The organism is Thioclava sp. ISO4 (assembly GCF_058105145.1).
This window is the reverse complement of the sequence record NZ_CM176571.1, coordinates 2,436,070-2,452,651: the sequence shown is the minus strand read 5'-3', so window position 1 is coordinate 2,452,651 and position 16,582 is coordinate 2,436,070. Positions and strand designations below refer to the sequence as shown.

At 63.0% G+C, this 16,582-nt stretch carries 15 protein-coding genes; 7 read left to right on the top strand and 8 right to left on the bottom strand.

Annotation, left to right across the window (positions count from 1 at the left end):
• The first annotated feature begins 163 nt into the window (after window positions 1-163).
• The 5 genes from AC2TZ7_RS12065 to AC2TZ7_RS12045 all read left to right on the top strand — a co-directional run bounded on the left by AC2TZ7_RS12065 (window position 164) and on the right by AC2TZ7_RS12045 (window position 4,366).
• Entirely contained in the window at window positions 164-553 is a 390-nt protein-coding gene (locus AC2TZ7_RS12065) for a TadE/TadG family type IV pilus assembly protein (protein ID WP_489864417.1), read from the top strand.
• A gap of 1 nt (window position 554) precedes the next feature.
• Window positions 555-1,901, top strand: coding sequence for a pilus assembly protein TadG-related protein (locus AC2TZ7_RS12060; protein WP_489864416.1), 1,347 nt, complete (start codon window positions 555-557; stop codon window positions 1,899-1,901).
• A gap of 113 nt (window positions 1,902-2,014) precedes the next feature.
• A complete protein-coding gene (locus AC2TZ7_RS12055; RefSeq protein ID WP_489864415.1) occupies window positions 2,015-2,710 on the top strand; it encodes a sulfotransferase in 696 nt (231 codons plus the stop codon).
• Window positions 2,711-2,720: 10 nt separating this feature from the next.
• Window positions 2,721-3,485, top strand: a complete 765-nt coding sequence (locus AC2TZ7_RS12050; RefSeq protein ID WP_489864414.1) for a hypothetical protein — start codon at window positions 2,721-2,723, stop codon at window positions 3,483-3,485.
• Between the two features lie 68 nt (window positions 3,486-3,553).
• Window positions 3,554-4,366 (top strand): glycosyl transferase, encoded by an 813-nt coding sequence (locus AC2TZ7_RS12045; protein ID WP_489864413.1) that lies wholly within the window; start codon window positions 3,554-3,556, stop codon window positions 4,364-4,366.
• Here the strand turns inward: AC2TZ7_RS12045 and AC2TZ7_RS12040 are convergent.
• The 4 genes from AC2TZ7_RS12040 to AC2TZ7_RS12025 all read right to left on the bottom strand — a co-directional run bounded on the left by AC2TZ7_RS12040 (window position 4,363) and on the right by AC2TZ7_RS12025 (window position 9,112).
• Window positions 4,363-5,268: a glycosyltransferase family 92 protein gene (locus AC2TZ7_RS12040; protein ID WP_489864412.1), complete on the bottom strand. Its 906-nt coding sequence runs from the start codon at window positions 5,266-5,268 to the stop codon at window positions 4,363-4,365. The genes AC2TZ7_RS12045 and AC2TZ7_RS12040 overlap by 4 nt on opposite strands.
• 39 nt (window positions 5,269-5,307) lie before the next feature.
• Window positions 5,308-7,524 (bottom strand): polysaccharide biosynthesis tyrosine autokinase, encoded by a 2,217-nt coding sequence (locus tag AC2TZ7_RS12035; RefSeq protein WP_489864411.1) that lies wholly within the window; start codon window positions 7,522-7,524, stop codon window positions 5,308-5,310.
• A gap of 61 nt (window positions 7,525-7,585) precedes the next feature.
• Window positions 7,586-8,032 carry a low molecular weight protein-tyrosine-phosphatase gene (locus tag AC2TZ7_RS12030; RefSeq protein WP_489864410.1) on the bottom strand — a complete coding sequence of 149 codons (447 nt, stop codon included), beginning with the start codon at window positions 8,030-8,032 and terminating at the stop codon, window positions 7,586-7,588.
• Window positions 8,033-8,035: 3 nt separating this feature from the next.
• Complete coding sequence (locus AC2TZ7_RS12025) at window positions 8,036-9,112, bottom strand: polysaccharide biosynthesis/export family protein (RefSeq protein ID WP_489864409.1); 1,077 nt, start codon at window positions 9,110-9,112, stop codon at window positions 8,036-8,038.
• 447 nt (window positions 9,113-9,559) lie between these two features.
• Between AC2TZ7_RS12025 and AC2TZ7_RS12020 the strand changes: the two genes are divergently transcribed.
• The gene (locus AC2TZ7_RS12020; RefSeq protein WP_489864408.1) at window positions 9,560-10,666 is read left to right on the top strand and encodes an MraY family glycosyltransferase; all 1,107 of its coding nucleotides are present in this window, start codon (window positions 9,560-9,562) and stop codon (window positions 10,664-10,666) included.
• Window positions 10,667-11,106: 440 nt separating this feature from the next.
• On the opposite strand, the gene AC2TZ7_RS12015 is transcribed toward AC2TZ7_RS12020, so the two are convergent.
• From AC2TZ7_RS12015 to AC2TZ7_RS12000, 4 genes are all read right to left on the bottom strand, one after another.
• Window positions 11,107-11,445 (bottom strand): hypothetical protein, encoded by a 339-nt coding sequence (locus AC2TZ7_RS12015; RefSeq protein ID WP_489864407.1) that lies wholly within the window; start codon window positions 11,443-11,445, stop codon window positions 11,107-11,109.
• Window positions 11,446-11,543: 98 nt separating this feature from the next.
• Window positions 11,544-12,191, bottom strand: coding sequence for a YjbF family lipoprotein (locus AC2TZ7_RS12010; protein WP_489864406.1), 648 nt, complete (start codon window positions 12,189-12,191; stop codon window positions 11,544-11,546).
• Window positions 12,188-14,302, bottom strand: coding sequence for a YjbH domain-containing protein (locus AC2TZ7_RS12005; protein WP_489864405.1), 2,115 nt, complete (start codon window positions 14,300-14,302; stop codon window positions 12,188-12,190). The genes AC2TZ7_RS12010 and AC2TZ7_RS12005 overlap by 4 nt, the downstream gene beginning before the upstream one ends.
• Before the next feature lie 140 nt (window positions 14,303-14,442).
• Window positions 14,443-15,873, bottom strand: a complete 1,431-nt coding sequence (locus AC2TZ7_RS12000) for a mannose-1-phosphate guanylyltransferase/mannose-6-phosphate isomerase (RefSeq protein WP_489864404.1) — start codon at window positions 15,871-15,873, stop codon at window positions 14,443-14,445.
• Window positions 15,874-16,069: 196 nt separating this feature from the next.
• On the opposite strand from AC2TZ7_RS12000, the gene nusG reads away from it, so the two are divergent.
• Complete coding sequence (gene nusG, locus AC2TZ7_RS11995) at window positions 16,070-16,576, top strand: transcription termination/antitermination protein NusG (protein WP_489864403.1); 507 nt, start codon at window positions 16,070-16,072, stop codon at window positions 16,574-16,576.
• The last annotated feature ends 6 nt before the right edge of the window (window positions 16,577-16,582 follow it).

Below are 16,582 nucleotides of genomic sequence, written 5' to 3'. Positions count from 1 at the left end.
CGCTCGAGAGGCCGCATTCTGGATGCGCTCCACGTATAAATGGGCCGTTTCCTGCCGTTTTCTCTCGCGAATTCGCAATTTCGACACATTTACGCGGCGGTAATTTCGCTTTTCTCGGCTGGAGATAGTTAATCAACCGTTTTCAGCCATGGGACGTCCCCTCTTGAAACGATTTACGAGTTTCTTCTCCGCCGAAGACGGCGCCACTTCGATCGAGGCATTGCTTTGGCTGCCTTTGTTTATCGGAATGCTGGCCGCGACCGTCGACGTCTCCCTCATCTTCAACGCCCATTCGCGTATCCTCGGCATCGTGCAAGATGTCGATCGCGCCTACTCGGTCGGGCGGATCGAGAATGACGACGACACGATGGCCCGTCTGCGAGCGCTGCTGCCCTATGACGAAGACACCTACACGGTCGACACTCAGGTGACTGACGGGATCATCGAGACCCAAGTGATCATCCCGATGTCCGAGCTTGTCGCGACCGGTCTTTTCACCAGAGTTCTGAATATGGACCTCACGGTCCGCGACTACCGTTATATGGAGTCCTGACATGCGCCGCGTAACAATTTCCGATTTTACCACTGACGAAGACGGCATGATCACCCAGCTTTCGCTGTTCTGGACGATCCTGTTCCTCGGTGTGGGCAGCCTCGCGCTCGACGTCTCGAATGGCTATCGCGAGCGGGCTCACATGCAGGACGCGGCCGATGCGGCGGCGCTCGGCGCGATGTATCTCTCTTCGGACCCGCTGATCACCAAAGACGAGGCGAAGTCCCGCGCCGCCCAACTGGCGCATTCCAACCTCGGGTCGGATGACGCGACCTCGGTGATCACCAGCAATGACGTGACCTTCGGCTATTACGACGCGACCAACAATCGCTTCAGCACCGAGTACTCCACCGATCTCGACCTGAACCCGGCGGTCCGCGTCATGGCGCATCGCAACACCGATCGCGCGAACGCGACACCGACCTTCTTCGGCAGGGTGATCGGGCAGAATGGTTGGCAGATCAACACCGGCGCCGTGGCGGAGGCCTATCAGCCCGCCTGCCTCACCGAAGGTCTGGCCGCGAAGGGCGTGATCGACCTGCAATCGGGCAACAGCTTCGCATCCGGCTTCTGCCTCTATGCGGCGCAATATGTGTCGCTCAACCAGAACAACCTCTTCGAGAGCGGCTCGATCGTGTCGATGCCCGACACCAGCGATCTCGACATTCCCGCCTCGGGCTTCGCCAAGAACGACGGGCTGCAAGAGGCGCTGCGCACCTCCTTCTACAAGCTGCGCGTGCTCGACCGGATTCCGAAAATCATCGACTCCATGCGGGACGGCACCGGCTACCTGCCAGCCTATATCACGAACAGAACCCCGACCGTCCTTACCGGGACGAAGCTTGAAACCACCGATTTCACCCCCGGAAATCTCTATGTGCTCGACTGCAATTCGAGCGTGACGATCTCGGTGCCGAACAAGGTCGACGACACTGTGACGACCGATCCGAGCGTGCTCTCGGAAGTCGCGGTGATCGCGAGTTGCCCGGTGAAATTCGGCAATGGCGTCGCGCTCGAAAACGCGATCTTCGCGAACACTTCGACCGATGATCGCAGCTTCTCGGCTCCGCAGGGGCTGCGGATCGGGCGTAACGACAATTGCGCCCCCGATGGCGGCGCGAAGCTGATCACGATGGGCGGTGTCTCCTCGGCGGCGAAAATCTCCTTCTACGGCGGTCAGATCCTCGCAATGAAGGATGTGAGCTTCTCGGCGCAGGCCGACGGGATCGAAGGCGTTGCGATCGTCTCCGGTGGCAAGATCGACGGCACCTCGAACTCGCGCTTCGGTCATTGCGACACCGGAATGGAAGGCAATATCGAAATGAGCTACTTCCGGCTGCGGATGTAACCGGCTTGCGGCGGGGCGTCAGTCGCGCAAAGCGCGATTGAAACGTTGCGCCCAAGATGGGATAGGAGAGGCTAGGTTATCGCCGCTCCTGTCTCACCAGTTCCGAGGTCGCCATGCAAGATCGCGCTGCTTCCGCGCAACCGCACCCCCTGCCGCGCGTCGTCGCAATCGGTTTCAACAAATGCGGCACGCGCTCGCTGGCCGAGCTGTTTCGCGCTGCCGGTCACCCCACCGTTCACCACAAGATCCGCGAAGGACGCCCCGTGCCGCGCCGCATCGGCCGGGTGATTCGCGAGAACCTCGCCGCCGGGCGCAAGGTCTTTGCCAGCGCCGAGGATTTCACCTTCTATTGCGACCTGATCTACAGTGACGGCACCGTGACCTGGGAAGGCGCCACGGCCTTCCGCGAGATCCTGCGCGACTATCCTGACACGATCCTGCTTTTGAACTTCCGCGACCGCGAAGGCTGGATCGCCTCGCGGCTCAAGCATGGCCATGGCGAGTTTGCAAAGCGCGAACTTGCGGCACGGGGGCTGACCGATCTCGAGGCGCTGAAAGGTCAATGGCGCGCGGAATGGGATACGCATCTGGCCGATGTGCGCGCCTATATGGCCGACAAGCCGGATCAATACGTGGAATTCGATCTCGACAATGACAGCGCCGACGACCTCGCGGCCCGCCTGCCCGCCTATGGGCTCGATGCGGCGGATCTGCAGGATATCGGACGCACGCGCGGCAAGAAGATGCACCCGCTCAAACGCTTGGCGAAAAAGCTCAACGCCCATCTGCGGCCGCGCTTCTTCCGCTAAAAGACCCGCCATGATCCTCAGCCACGCGCATCGCTTCATCTTCCTGCACAACCGCAAGACGGCGGGCAGCTCGATCTCGGTCGCGCTCGCGCGCCATCTCGGGCCCGACGATCTGCAATTGAGCGCCATCGTCGAGACCCTGCGCGAGAGCATCCCGCTGAGCGCACGCGTCTTGCGCGAAGCGAACCGCCAGATGAACGGCACGCTGCCGCTGTTTCGAATGCTGGGCACACAGCAATACGGCCGTGCGGTCACCCGCGCCATCGACCACGCCTACCGCCCCAGACTGGGTCGCAAGCCACCGCACAGCCCCGCCGCGAAAATCGCGCAGGTCTTCCCGGAAGAATGGCGCGATCACACGAAGTTCTGCGTCGTGCGGAACCCTTGGGACAAAACCGTCTCTGACTATTTCTGGCGCATAAAGGGCAAGAAAAACCCACCCGCTTTCGCGACTTATGTGAACGCCCTCGCGGCCGGAGACGATCTCGGCGGCATCGTGCCGCTGGAGTTCCACGACAATTGGCCGCTCTACACGATCGACGGCCAGATCGTTGCCGATCATGTCATTCGCTTTGAGGCCCTGACCGAGAGCCTGCACGAGACGCTCTCGGCAATCGGCATCGACTGGGATGGCTGGCTGCCCCATGCCAAGGGCGGCACGCGCAAGAAAGGCCACCGCAAAGGCGATTATCGCCGCCACTATGATGATGAGAGCGCCGAGATCGTGGCCCGCCTCTACGCGCCCGAGATCGCCGCACACGGCTACAACTTCTGAGCCTCCCCCCATTGCCCTTTTCCATGCCGAAAGGGTAAGGAGGCCACAAAAGGGAGACGGGGACCGTGATGAAGAAGCAGATCATCTGTATCCGCTGGGGCGAGAAATACGGCGTCGACTACGTCAACCGTCTCTTTGCGATGGTCGCGCGCCATGTGACGCCGCCCTTCGATTTCTACTGCTTCACCGACACGTTCGAGGGGCTCGATCCCGGTATCACCGCGATGCCCCTGCCCGAACTTGATTGCGACATGCCCAATGTGCGTCAGGGCATCTGGGGCAAGTCGCGACTGTGGCGCTCGGATCTGGGCGGTCTGTCGGGACCGGTGCTGTTTCTCGACCTCGACGTGGTCGTGACCGGCAATCTCGATGCGATGTTCGAATACGGCGACCCCGACGACGTGATCCTGACCCGCAACCCGAACACCCCGTTCGAGCGGCTGGGCCAGACCTCGCTCTACCGTTTCCCGATCGGCAAGCTGGCACCGCTGCGCGAGGAATTCCTCGCCGATCCGCAGGGCACGGCGGAGAAATACGTGTTCGAGCAGCGCTTCGTGACGCGGCGCACGCCGGGCGGCGTGAAATTCTGGCCAAAAGGCTGGGTCGCGACCTTCAAGTGGCATTGCATCCGGCAATTCCCGATCAACTTCTTCGCGCCGCCGAAGCTGCCCAAAGACGCGAAAGTCGTGATCTTCCCCGGCGGGTTGAACCCGATCGACGCGATCGAGGGGCGCTGGAACAGCCGCTCCACCCATATGGCGCCGATGGAGCATGTGAAGGCGGGCCTGCGCGGCGAGCGGGACGGATCGATGCTGCGCCACCTGCGCCACTTCCTCTGGCCCACGAAATGGGTCGAGGAGAACTGGCGCAAGGATCCTTAACCGGTGATCCCGAGGCGCGCGGCCAGATCGCGGGCGCGCGTATCCTCGACCGTATCCGCCTCGACGCTGTTGACCGTGCGCATCACCTTGCGCCGATAGGCCTCGCGCTTGGCCACAAGGTTCGGCCCGCGCGCGATCTTGGCCTCAAGATCGGCTTTCGAGCGCGTGTAATAGTGGTTCAGCTGCACGGCGGCGGTGGAGTAGAACTCCGGCTTGTCGCGCGCGCTCATGTCGGATTTCACCCCCGCGTCGTTCCACGTCGCCGGCCCGCCGTCGGTCTCCATCGAGTGGACGCGCAGCGCCGTCAGGCGGCACGGATCGACGAGCATCTTGAACGCCCGCAGCCCCGGCGCGTCGCCCATCGGATCGCGCGAACGGGTGGTGAAATTGGCGAGCATTCCGCCCTCGGGCGTCGTCTCATGGCCGGAGAAGCCGAACATGTGCCACGGCAGCGAGACATTCGGGATATCGCCCAGAGGCGCAAGCGCGGCGTTCAGATCGTCGCCCGCAGTGGGGATCAGGAATTCGTCCACGTCGATGAAGGCCATCCAGCGCACGTCGCTCCCGAAATTCCCTGCGGCATGCGCATAGGCGAGCACCTGATTGTGGATTTCGCGCCCGAGACGAATATCGCTGAGCCGCTGTGCCCAGGGGATGATCGTCAACGCCTCGGGCGGTAGCGCGCCCTGCAGCACCGCGCGGGTCTCATCCGTGCTGGCATCGTCGTAAATCACGAAATGCCGCACGCCTGCCGCATGGTGGAACCGCGCCCATTCGCCGATGAACCGCGCTTCGTTGCGCACGATCGCGGCGATGGCGATGCCGTGACGGTCCGGACGCGGCTCGGGCGTGGTGATCCCGAGCTTCGAGATTTTCGCCCGGCCCAGCAATTTTCGCAGCATTCGCGCCTCCCGTCCGAGTCACGAACGGGAGGTCCCCGCTCAGTCGTCGGATTTGTAGCTGTAGCGGTAGTTATAATGATATTGGTAATGGCCGCCATAGCGCTCGGTCGCCTCGGCCTTGAAGCCGTTGAGGACCGCACCGGTGATCGACGTGCCCGCCGCCTCGAAGCTCGCCTGCACCGCCCGCACCGCGCCCTGCATCGTCTCGAGGTGGCGCGCGATCGCGATGCTTGCGCCCACGGAGCGCCCGATCACCACCGGATCGGTCACGGCCAGCGCGGGCGGCGCATCGATGATGATCAGGTCGAATTCTCCGTCGAGCTGTTTCAGCATGGTGCCGAACTCGGCCCGCATCAGCAGTTCTGACGGGTTCGGCGGGTAGCGGCCCGAAGTGATGACCTTCAGCCCCTCGACCGGCCCGTCGCGCATTACCTCGGCGAGCGATTTCTCATGGCCGAGATAGTCGGACAGGCCTTCCACCGTTTTCGGCAGATGCAGGAAGCGCGCGAGGTAGCCTTTGCGCATATCCGCATCGATCACGCAGACCCGCTGCCCCGCCTGCGCCGCGACCACGGCGAGGTTGATCGACATGAAGGTCTTGCCGACGCCCGGTGCGGCAGAGGTGATCTGGATCGAGTTGGTCTGCGCATCCAGCAGCCCGAAATGCAGCGAGGTGCGCAGCGATCGCAACGCTTCGGTCGTGACCGCGTCGGGATGCTCCAGCGCAAAGATCGGCAGGTCGCCCTTGCGGTTGCGCAGATCGGCGGCTTCCTGTGCGAAGGGCACGGTCGCGAAGACCGGAAGGCCGAGCGCCTCGATCTCTTCTGCGCCCTTGATCCCCCGGCGCAGCGCGCGACGGATCAGCACGATGGCCGCCCCGATGATCAGGCCGAGAATGGCTGCGAGGGCCACGATCCGCGATTTGCGCGGCGCGACCGGGATCGTGCTCGCATAGGCTTTGTCGATCACGCGCACCGAACCCACCGTGGAGGCGCGCACGACCTTCAGTTCCTGCGAACGGTTCAGAAGCTGCGTGTAGACCTGCTGCGCCACTTCGAGATTGCGCTGCAGGTTGAAGATGTCCTTCTGCGTCTCCGGCAGACCTTGGGTCGCCTTCTTCGCCTGATCCAGCTGCGCCTGCAGCTCTTTGCGGTTCTGCAGCAGCGCCTGATAGGCCGGGTGATTGACCGTGTACTGGTTCTTCAGCTCCGCCTCTTTCAGATCAAGCGCGGACAGCTCCCCTTCGATCTTGGTGACGCGTTCCAGCAGGGCCTGCGTCTCGTATTTCACGTCGACCGATTTTTGCTTCTGACGATAGGCATTCAGCGCCTGCTCCGCGTCGGACACGTTCTGGCGGGCGTCGGGAAGCTGTTTTTCGATGAAGTCGAGGCTGTTCTCGGCGGAGGCCGAGTTGCGCTCGATATTCTGTTCCACGAAGGAAGCCGCGATCGCGTCGAGGATCGCTTCGGCCCTCTGGCGATCGGTGTCCTGATACGAGGTCTGAAGGATGTTCGAGCCGCGCGGACTTTCGGAGACCGAGAAATTCTCTTTCATCGTCTTGATCGCCGCGTTGAGCGATTGCCGCCCGACGTAGAATTCCCGACCGGTCGGCGCATCCATCGACGCCACGGCCAAGGTGAAATCGCCGTCACGCGCCGTGATCTCATGGCCGACCGTGCCCGCGAGACCGGTCCCGTCCGGCAGCGTGACTTCATAGCTATCCGCACCGGTGACGCGCAGGTCGATCATCTCGCCCAGCCATTGCTCCGGCACCTTCATGCGCCCGATCTGAAGGCTCTCATTGCCCCATTGATACTGATCGAGCAGTCCCGGATCCGGCAGATGCAGATTGGTCGGCAGCATGCCGATCACCGGCAAGCGCTGCGGGATCACGAAGTTCTGCAGATTGAGCTTGTTGGCCGCCTCCCCCAGAACAAGCCGCGAGGACATGATCGCGATCTGGGTTTCCGCCTCCGATTTGCCGCCACCGTCGCTGCCCAGAATGTCCTGCATCGAGGTCGGCAGCGCGGCCAGCGCGTTTTGCGATTGTTCGAGCTGCAAGAGCCCGGTGGCCTGATAGATCACCGGTTTGCGCAGCGCGATGAAGGCACCGAGGATCACGGCGACGACGAAGGCCAGCGCGATCCATTTCCAGCCCGCCAGAAGCGCGCCGGCCAGCGCCATCAGGTCGATCTCGTCATCCTCGACCTCCGGCTGCGCGGCGTGTGTCTGCGTTATCTCGGAAATTTGCTTCATCTGTCCCGCTCAAACTCTCAAATTCTTATTCAAACCCGTGCGCATGCAGCCGTCACACGGATCAACCTTTCGGCGCGAGACGCGAGACCCAGGCCTCGCTCGCGGCGGAAATCTCGGTGAAGGCCTTGCGATGGGCGTCGATCGGTTCCCGGTAGGGGTCGGCGATCCCTTTGCCCCCCATCCATTGATCGAACAGCATCACCCGCCCGCCCAGTTGCGGCGCCCGGCGCGAGATCTCGCGCTTGTGGCCTGCCTCCATCACGAGGATCAACTCGTGCTCGGCACCGATCTCGGCGGTGAACTGGCGCGCGACGTGACCGTCGAGGCTCAGCCCGTGTTCCGCACAGACCTCGGTCATGGTCTTGTCCGCACTCGCGCCAACGACCGCTCCGATGCCCGCCGAACTGACCTTGCAGTCCGGCAGGGCCGCGGCCAGAAGCCGTTCGCCCACCGGGGAGCGGCAGATATTGCCGACGCAGACGACGAGGATGGATCCGACTTTCGCCATGGATCAGTTCGCGAGCGCGGAGGCCGCGCGCGCCGTGCTCAGCGTCGGAAGGATGTTGGAGACCACGCGGTTCCATTTCGCGACCGGTGCGGTCGTGACATAGACGACGTCCTGCGGATGCAGGAAGAATTTCGTGCCGACCACATAGGCCGCCGCGCTCGAGGTATCGAGCTGGAACACGACCACCCCGCTCGGCGTGTCGCGGAACACGAAGACACCGCGCGCATCGGCCTGATTGGTGTTCAGCCCGCCGACGGAGGTGACGGCTTCGGTGAGGCTCACGTCATCCTTGGTCAGGTCGATCGGACCGGGTTTCACCAACTGCCCTAGCAGATAGGCTTCGAGCTTCGTCGCGCGCTGCACCGAGACGACATCGCCATTGCGCAGCACGGGGTTGTTCGAGGCGATGCCCTGATTGAGGAAGGCCTGCAGATCGACCGCGTAGCTTTGACCGCCACGGCGAACGAGCACTTGGCGCGCATCGGCCGTCTCGTTCAGGCCGCCCGCCTCGTTGATCGCATCGAGCAACGTGAGCGACTTGGAGGTCAGCGGGATCCGCGCAGGCTTGCCCACCTCGCCGGTGACGGAGACGGTCTGCGAATTGTAGCCCACGACGCGCACCGACACCTGCGGCGAGGGAATGAACTCCTTCAGCTGGCTCGAGAGATCGGCACGCACCTGCTCCGGCGTGCGGCCCGCGGCGCGCACATTGCCGACATAGGGATAGTAAAAGGTGCCGTCCGAATTGACGCGCAGACCGCCCTCGGCGGGCGTCCGGGTCGAGCCCGCGGGCGAAGTCAGCTCGGGATGCTCATAAACCACGATATCGAGGAGGTCGCCCGGGCCGATGCGGTAATTCCAGTAGCCGTTCGACGGCAGCGTGGTCCGCCCGCCGCTCAGATCGGACGGCGCTCCGAAGGTGGAGACGTTGGCAAGGCTGAGCCGCACGATCGCGACATCGCCCGCCGCCGGATCCTCGACGGAACTGACATTGCGGGTGTTGACCGGGAAGTTCGTGGTCGAGGTGTCGCAGGAGGCCAAAAAGAGCAACGCGCAGAGCGCCGCAAAAATCCTCGTCATTGCCCCCATCGTGCCCTCCTGAGCCTCATAGTCTACGTATAAGACCTGCGCCTCCGCCAAGGCAGCGGGGACAGGTTTCATCTAGCGCCTCTGAATAGAGAAGCTGTCGCTGTTTTCAACCATCCATTCATACTTCGGCACGAATCGTTCTCCAAGTCACTCAACCTAATGGCGAGCATCTTGAGTGGCGCAAATGCATGCATTCCGCCTCATCCCACACCAAACGAACGCGACGCGGGGTCAACTCAACGCCTCAAAAATCCGTGAGCGAGTTTTTTAGCGAGTATTCGCCTAAAGCGTGTCAAAGGACGTTGACCCCCGGGAATTAACTTCTGTAAATCATTAAGCAGCGTATCCGTACGATTATCATTATTTTTTACTATGTCGTGTTAGCAGAAAATTAATGTCTGCCGCCACGATACTAAATTTTTTGCCTGGGGGCAGAGTATGGTTGGCCTTGAATACGTTGTGACGGCTTTCGTGGCGTCGCTATTAATGGCGTTCCTGATTGTTGCAACAAAGAGCTTTCACGGCAAACTTACGCTCGATGGCGATCACGGCATCCAGAAAATCCACGCAGCCCCGACGCCACGCATCGGTGGCTTCGCGCTCCTCGCAGGCGCGTTGGCTGCGGGTCTGACGCTCGATGCGCAGACGCAGGCGCTGTGGTGGACGATCTGCCTCTGTGCGATTCCGGCCTTCGGCTCCGGCGCGATCGAAGACATCACCAAGAAAGTCTCCGCCAAATGGCGCCTGATCGCCACCGTGTGCGCAGGGCTGATCTTCTGCCTCGTGTCCGGCTATCATATTCATCGCTCGGATATTCCCGGCCTCGACTACCTGCTGCTGCACTACCCGGCGTTCGGCATCGCGCTCAGCGCCATCGCGATCGGCGGGATCGCAAATTCGCTCAACATCATCGACGGCGTGAACGGCCTCGCCTCCGGTACCGCGATCATCGTCTTCTCCGCCTTCGCAGTGATCGCCGGGCAGACCAATGACGGACCGGTTCTGGCGATTTGCCTTCTGATGATCGGCGCGATCGCAGGGTTCTTCGTGTTGAATTTCCCTTCCGGGAAGCTGTTTTACGGCGATGCCGGGGCCTATGCGACGGGGTTTGTTCTGGCGGTAATCGGTATCGTTTTGCCCGCCCGCAACCATGAGATTTCACCCCTGATCGCCGTGCTCGCACTCTCCTATCCGTGGATTGAAACCGTCGTTTCGATCCGGCGTCGCATGAAGCGGGACGGCACGCACCCTGGGGCTGCGGACCGCCTGCATCTGCACAGCCTCGTCTATCGCAGCCGCGCGAAGAGACTCGCCGAAACGATCGGCCGCCCGGAGATGCGCAATCCAATCACCTCGGTCGTCCTCTGGTCGCTGAGCTTGATCGCGTGTTCCATCACCGTGCTCAGCGCGACCGTGCCAGCGGCACTTGGCGCGGGCGTTGGCCTCGTCTTCGTCTGCTATGTGCTGATCTATCGCCGGGTCGCGCTTGGCAGCAAGCTGCGCCGCGCTTTTGCGACAGCGCGCCGCGAACGGGTCGACATCTGACGCAAAGCGCGCGCGGCATTTCTGCACGGGTCTCGAGCGGTGGAGCCGGACGCTAATGGGCGCGTTAACTCTTACCTATCCCGCGCGGATCGGCGCCCGTCACCACCTCGCCGGGGCCGAAACCGGCCCGAGCGATCTCTAAATTATGCCTCTTCGCGGCACGGCGCTTCATCCTGCATCGGCGAGACGCTCTCGCACAGCATCATCCACGCCAAAGCCGCGAGGGGGAAAATCACGAGTCCCGTCAGCATCGCTTCCTACCCCAATACTGAAACATCCTTCACATAAGTGTCATATCACATCTCGCGCATGTCGGCACGAAATTTAATTGCGCGACACCCTATCCATTTGGACAGTTTTTCAGCGCTCGCTTGTACTTAGACGGAATCAAAAAGGCCTCGCGAGGAGCGAGGCCTTTCGAAAACCGCGGATCGAACCGATCAGAGGTTCGTGCCGTTCGTGCCGTTCGTGCCGCTGGTGCCGCCGCCGCCGCCCATCGCAGCCGCTGCGAGGCCGACACCGATGATCACCATTGCGACCGGCGTCGAGCCACCAAGGGTGCTCTTGGTCGCCTTCGGCGTGCAGGTCACGGCGACGTTACCGTCGGCGTTGTAAACGGCGTCAGAGACGGCCGTTTCACAAACGTTATTGGCTTTCGCCCAGGCAACGAGCGCGTCATGGCTGAGATTGGCCGGCGCTTTCAGATCCTGGGCCGCACCCGGAAGGGCGCCGGCGAGAGTGGCTGCCACTGCAATGGCGCCGGTAAAGAACTTGGTCATCGAAACCTCCGATCAGGTTGGGATAGGTAAGACACGATAATCTTACATTAATCTTTTGGTGAACCATAGGGTTAATTGGTCCCTGAGGTACACCCGATTTAGTTGAGCACACCGATTGCGATCTGCCCCACAGTGGGGGAAACCCACTGCCGCCCGGCTTGGATCCGTCCCGTTTTATCGGTCCAATATATATTGGTGACGGCCATCGCCGGATTGCGACACTGTTCTTCGTGGCGCAGCAATTTTAACCCCACGAGCGTTTCGTTTCCGACCGTGCTCATCTCGCAACCGAGGAGCACATAGTCCGAATGATTATCCGCCGTAAGGAAGCGGTAGGTCCGGCGATAAGGGCCGATTTTCGTACCGCGAAGAGCGGCGAGCGTCGGCTCCGAATCCGCAGCCATCAGATCATCGCCCAGGCCCCGGGTCGCGACCACCACGCCACGATCGACCGAGACCGTGATCTGATCGTCGGTGCGCCAGGTCTCGACCGTGCCGTTACGCCCCGCCAGAGACAGGACCGCATTCGCATCGCGCGACGGAATCACCACTTCGAGCCCGCGTGCAGGAGCGGTCTGCGTCACCACTTTCACGCTGACGCCCTCGCCCTTCGCCGGCGCGGTTGGCGCGGTCGCGCCCTGCCCCGCGGAACGGCTGCCCGACAGCGTCACGGTATTGCTCAGATTTTCGAGCTGCGCACAGCCCCCCAGCGCCAGCAGCGCCGCACCGAAAACGAGTGATCTCATCGCCAGAACCGCTCCCAATTGCCGTCGAAGGAGGCGGGCTGATCCTCGCGCACCATCCCGTAAAGCCGGTTCGACACCCCCAGCCGCGCCCCGCCATCGCGCACGATCGGCTGGATCACGGTCGAATAGCGCTGCTTCGTCGTTTGACCCGTCGCCCAATGCAGCGGGATCGTGATCATGAAGCCCTTGTCGAAGGAGCCCTCGCCGAAATCTGCCGAGGACACATCGGTCTTCGTCGCATAGACGCCGACCTTCCAGCCATTGTCGAAAACGCGCGAGAAGCTCAGCGTCGCCCCCCAGTCGCCCGCCAGATACCGGCCCACATCGAGCTGCGTATAGAACTGGTCGGTGACCTGGTAATAGGCCGACAGATGGCCCGTCGTGACCTCGTAATCGCGCAGATCGAAGCGCTGGTCATAGCCGCGCTGGCGCACCCGGTTCAGCTCGGCCCCGAGCGCGAGGCGGCTGTGCTCCGGCGCCCAGAGCAGCTCGGTCGAGACGCCCGCGAACATCGGCTCCAGATAACCGGCGGTCACACGCCCGAAGAGATCGCGACCGGGACGGAAGAAATAGGCCCCCGTCAGTTCGGGAACCGTCGGGCCGGAGCCTTTGTAATAGAGCCACGCATCCGAGCGCACATGCGGCAGCACCGAGTCCGAGGGCCGGTTCGCCTGATTGAGATTGCCGATCACCTTCTGGTTCACGCGCCCGGTCAGCAGCAGGCCCGGCGCGATCTCGTATTTCGCATTGACGCTGACACCCAGATCGGCGCGCAACGGATCGTCGGGATCGAACAGGCCTGGGCGCAGATACGGCCCGACATTCCACGAGAACCGCGGATAGGCGCCCGGTGCAACCGGAAGCTGTACGGGCGCGCCGTCGATCTGAGCATGGGCGCGCATCAACTCGCCGCCCACCGGGTGGAATTCATAGGCCTCAAGATCGTCGCGGCGGATCGTCGTGGTCGAGACCGGCTGCGAATTTTCCGACAGGGTGATCGCGAAGCGGTCGACGCTCGCCGGGGCCTGCGCACTCAGCACGCGGGCCGCGCGCCCAATCGCCTCGGGCGGCGCGTTGTAGCGATCGTTGCGGATCTGGATCGCGAGGGCAGAGCCGCTGAGCTTCGCACCTTCCAGCACGAGGCCTTGCTGCGCCAAGCCCGGGCGGAGCTTTGCTGCGAGATAAGCGGGATCGTTCGTCCAGCTTTGCGCGGCCTCGACGCCCGCCCGCGGCACGACCGGCGGCGGCGCATCGTTGAGCCCGCTTGGATGCGCGTTGTGTTTGGGGTTCAGCGCATAGCTCAGCTGAACGCTCAGATCGGTGCCGTAGAGATAGCCCGCCGTGATCGAGGCGTTGTCGCTGAGCTTGTATTGCGCGGCGACATTGATCGGGGATTTCCGATCGAAGGTCGGGCCGTCCTCGCGCGTATAGGCGTCGGAGGAATACTCCGCCATCAGCCGCAGCTGATCGCTCGCCTGCCACTCGACGCCCGCAAACAGCGCCGCATCCCCGGTAAACCATTGCTGCGGCTGAAAAGTCCCGCCCTGCGCCCCGGTGCGTTCGCCGCGTGTCTTGAAGTGATCCCCCAGCACGCCCAGCGGATTGTCGAAGCCGTTATTCGACCCAAGCCGCCCCCAGCCGATCCCTGCCGTCGCGCGCAGTTTCGGCGTGATCGACTTGGTCGCCACGACATATTCGCCAGAATAGACACCGGTGCCGGTCATGTCGTTGATGCCGAAGGCCATCGCGGGCCGGATCCGGCCCTCGTCGAGGAAACGATACTGGATCGAGAAGCTGCGATCGTAGAGCGTATCGCCGCCCATGTAGTTCTTGATCGTCGAATATCGGAAGCCTGCCGAAAGGCGCGGCGTGATCTGGAACGCGGCCGACACGCGGGTCTGCCCGGCGAAGGTGAAGACGTTGAAGCCCAGCTCCGCATCCTCGCGGCTGCCCGCGACGGGCATGTCGATCAGGCCGGGGATGCCATAGCTGTTATAGCCCCACGCGCGGTCGGCCGATTGCGCGCAGGCGGGACCAAACCCGATCCCTGCGAGCGCGCTGCTCGCCATCGCGAGGAAGAGGAAACGGGAGCGGTAGGGGCGCACCAACATGTGTGTAGAAATCCGGCTCGGTCACAATCAGTTGGAGACCTAGCAGAGAGTCGCACTCCTCCGAAACGCGAATTCATGCTTTCGTAAGGAGATGTCGCAGATTTGCACAGTTGGGCGGCGACGCATCGCCGAGCGGGCCGCTATTCGCCTGCCAAGCGCATGTAGACGTCTTCGTATCGGATGATGTCATCCTCGCCCAGATACGCGCCGGTCTGCACCTCGATTAGCACCATCGGCAGTTTGCCGGGGTTTTCGAGCCGATGCGTCTCGCCGATCGGGATGTAGACGGATTCGTTTTCCGTCACGAGGCGGGTCTCGTTGCCCAGTGTCACCAGCGCGGTGCCCTGCACGACAATCCAATGCTCCGCCCGGTGGTGATGGCTTTGCAGGCTGAGCGCAGCGCCGGGCTTCACCGTGATCCGTTTGACCTGAAATCGGTCGCCTGTCACGAGGCACTCGAACCACCCCCAGGGCCTGTGATCGCGTGGAAAATCCGTGGCTTGCGCGGCGTTTCTCGCCTTGAGCGCACTCACCGCCGCCTTCACGTCCTGTGCCCGCGAGCGATGCGCGACAAGCACCGCATCGGGCATCGCCACCGCGATCATGTCCTCAAGCCCGATCCCGACCATCTCGATGCGCGGATCTTCGGAGCGCAGCAGGCTGTCGCGGCAGTCGATGGCCGTCGCGGGGCCCGAGAGCGTCACCCCATCGGGGCGCGAGGAAGCATGAGCGCGGCGCACCGTTTCCCAGTCGCCAAGATCGGACCAGCCCGCCTGCACCGGCATGACCGAGACAGTCTCTGCCCGCTCCATGATCGCGTAATCGATGGAGATGTCGGGGGCGTCGCTCCATGCCTCCGGATCGAGGCGCAGAAATCCCAGATCGGCGCGCGCCGCGGCAAAGGCTTGTTCAACCGGAGCGAGAACCGTCGGCGCATGGGTTCGGGCTGCCGCGAGGATTGCGCCTGCCGCAAACAGGAACACCCCGGCATTCCACAGGTAATCCCCGCTCTCATGCATCGCGCAGGCCTGCGCGATGTCGGGTTTCTCGATGAACCGGACCAAAGGCACGACGCCCTGCGCATCTGGCTCCCGACCGGGTTCGAGATAGCCATACCCCGTTTCCGCGCGGTCGGGTGTGATGCCGAAGGTCACCAACCGCCCTGCCCGCGCCGCGGGCTCCGCCGCCGCGATCGCGTGCCGAAACGCGTCTGGATCGGCGATGACATGATCCGACGGGGCGACCAGCATCAGCGCCTGCTCTCCGGCCTTTTGCGCGACCCAAAGCGCGGCCGCGAGTATGGCGGGCGCGGTATTGCGCCCCTCCGGCTCGAGTATCACCGCGCCCGGGTCGATCCCGGTATCAGCAAGCTGCTCCGTCGCGATGAAGCGAAAATCGGACTGTGTCAGGACCACGGGGGGCGCGAACCCCTCGCCCGAGAGCCGTTCGGCCGTGGCCTGAAACAGCGTCTTGGGGCCAGTCAGTTCCGCGAATTGCTTCGGATAGCTGCGTCGGGACAGTGGCCAGAGCCGCGTGCCCGATCCGCCCGCGAGAAGAACCGGAGTGATCATGTGTATCCTCCCCAAAACAGCGGCAAATTTCCTGCCTGCCACGAGCCTGGCACAGGTATCCCTAACGCAAGGTTAACTTCGGATCGGACAACCTAAGCGCGCACGTTTTCGCGCAGGTTCGCCTTGCTTGATTGACTTTCCGCGCGCGATCCCGCAGCCAATACGGGCGTAATCCGATTGAACAGAAAGCCGTTTCATGACCGATCAAAGCCCGGCCCGCGCATGGCATGTGGCCCAGTTCAAGCCCAACAGCGCCGCGATCGCCCGGCGAAATCTGGAGCTGCAGCGGTTCGACATTTTCCTGCCGATGGTCGAGACGACGCGTCGCCAGACGGGCAAATTCGTGACCCGCAGCGCACCTCTGTTTCCGGGCTATCTCTTCGTGCGCGAACAAGAGAAATCGGCGCGTCTGGGCGCGGTGAACGGCACGCAGGGGATCACGCGGCTCGTGGCGCTCGCGGGGCGTCCGACGCCGGCGCCCAATGCGATGATCGAGGCGCTGCGCGCGCGCTGCGATACGCAAGATCAACTGCAGCCGCTGCCGGATTACGCGCCGGGAGACGAGGTCACGCTGGCGACCGGTCCCTTCGCGGATTTCGTGGCGACGGTCGAAAAGGTCGATGCCGAGAAACGGGTCTGGCTGCTGCTCGATTTCATGGGCCGCGAGACCCGGATCAAGGCGACATCCGACGCCTTGATCTGAGGCTGT

What these genes read in the sequence shown, in the direction of transcription:
- AC2TZ7_RS12060 (WP_489864416.1), top strand. Translation starts at nt 555, where the DNA reads ATGCGCCGCGTAACAATTTCCGATTTTACCACTGACGAAGACGGCATG.
- AC2TZ7_RS12055 (WP_489864415.1), top strand. Translation starts at nt 2,015, where the DNA reads ATGCAAGATCGCGCTGCTTCCGCGCAACCGCACCCCCTGCCGCGCGTC.
- AC2TZ7_RS12050 (WP_489864414.1), top strand. Translation starts at nt 2,721, where the DNA reads ATGATCCTCAGCCACGCGCATCGCTTCATCTTCCTGCACAACCGCAAG.
- AC2TZ7_RS12045 (WP_489864413.1), top strand. Translation starts at nt 3,554, where the DNA reads ATGAAGAAGCAGATCATCTGTATCCGCTGGGGCGAGAAATACGGCGTC.
- AC2TZ7_RS12040 (WP_489864412.1), bottom strand. Translation starts at nt 5,268, where the DNA reads ATGCTGCGAAAATTGCTGGGCCGGGCGAAAATCTCGAAGCTCGGGATC.
- AC2TZ7_RS12035 (WP_489864411.1), bottom strand. Translation starts at nt 7,524, where the DNA reads ATGAAGCAAATTTCCGAGATAACGCAGACACACGCCGCGCAGCCGGAG.
- AC2TZ7_RS12030 (WP_489864410.1), bottom strand. Translation starts at nt 8,032, where the DNA reads ATGGCGAAAGTCGGATCCATCCTCGTCGTCTGCGTCGGCAATATCTGC.
- AC2TZ7_RS12025 (WP_489864409.1), bottom strand. Translation starts at nt 9,112, where the DNA reads ATGACGAGGATTTTTGCGGCGCTCTGCGCGTTGCTCTTTTTGGCCTCC.
- AC2TZ7_RS12020 (WP_489864408.1), top strand. Translation starts at nt 9,560, where the DNA reads ATGGTTGGCCTTGAATACGTTGTGACGGCTTTCGTGGCGTCGCTATTA.
- AC2TZ7_RS12015 (WP_489864407.1), bottom strand. Translation starts at nt 11,445, where the DNA reads ATGACCAAGTTCTTTACCGGCGCCATTGCAGTGGCAGCCACTCTCGCC.
- AC2TZ7_RS12010 (WP_489864406.1), bottom strand. Translation starts at nt 12,191, where the DNA reads ATGAGATCACTCGTTTTCGGTGCGGCGCTGCTGGCGCTGGGGGGCTGT.
- AC2TZ7_RS12005 (WP_489864405.1), bottom strand. Translation starts at nt 14,302, where the DNA reads ATGTTGGTGCGCCCCTACCGCTCCCGTTTCCTCTTCCTCGCGATGGCG.
- AC2TZ7_RS12000 (WP_489864404.1), bottom strand. Translation starts at nt 15,873, where the DNA reads ATGATCACTCCGGTTCTTCTCGCGGGCGGATCGGGCACGCGGCTCTGG.
- nusG (WP_489864403.1), top strand. Translation starts at nt 16,070, where the DNA reads ATGACCGATCAAAGCCCGGCCCGCGCATGGCATGTGGCCCAGTTCAAG.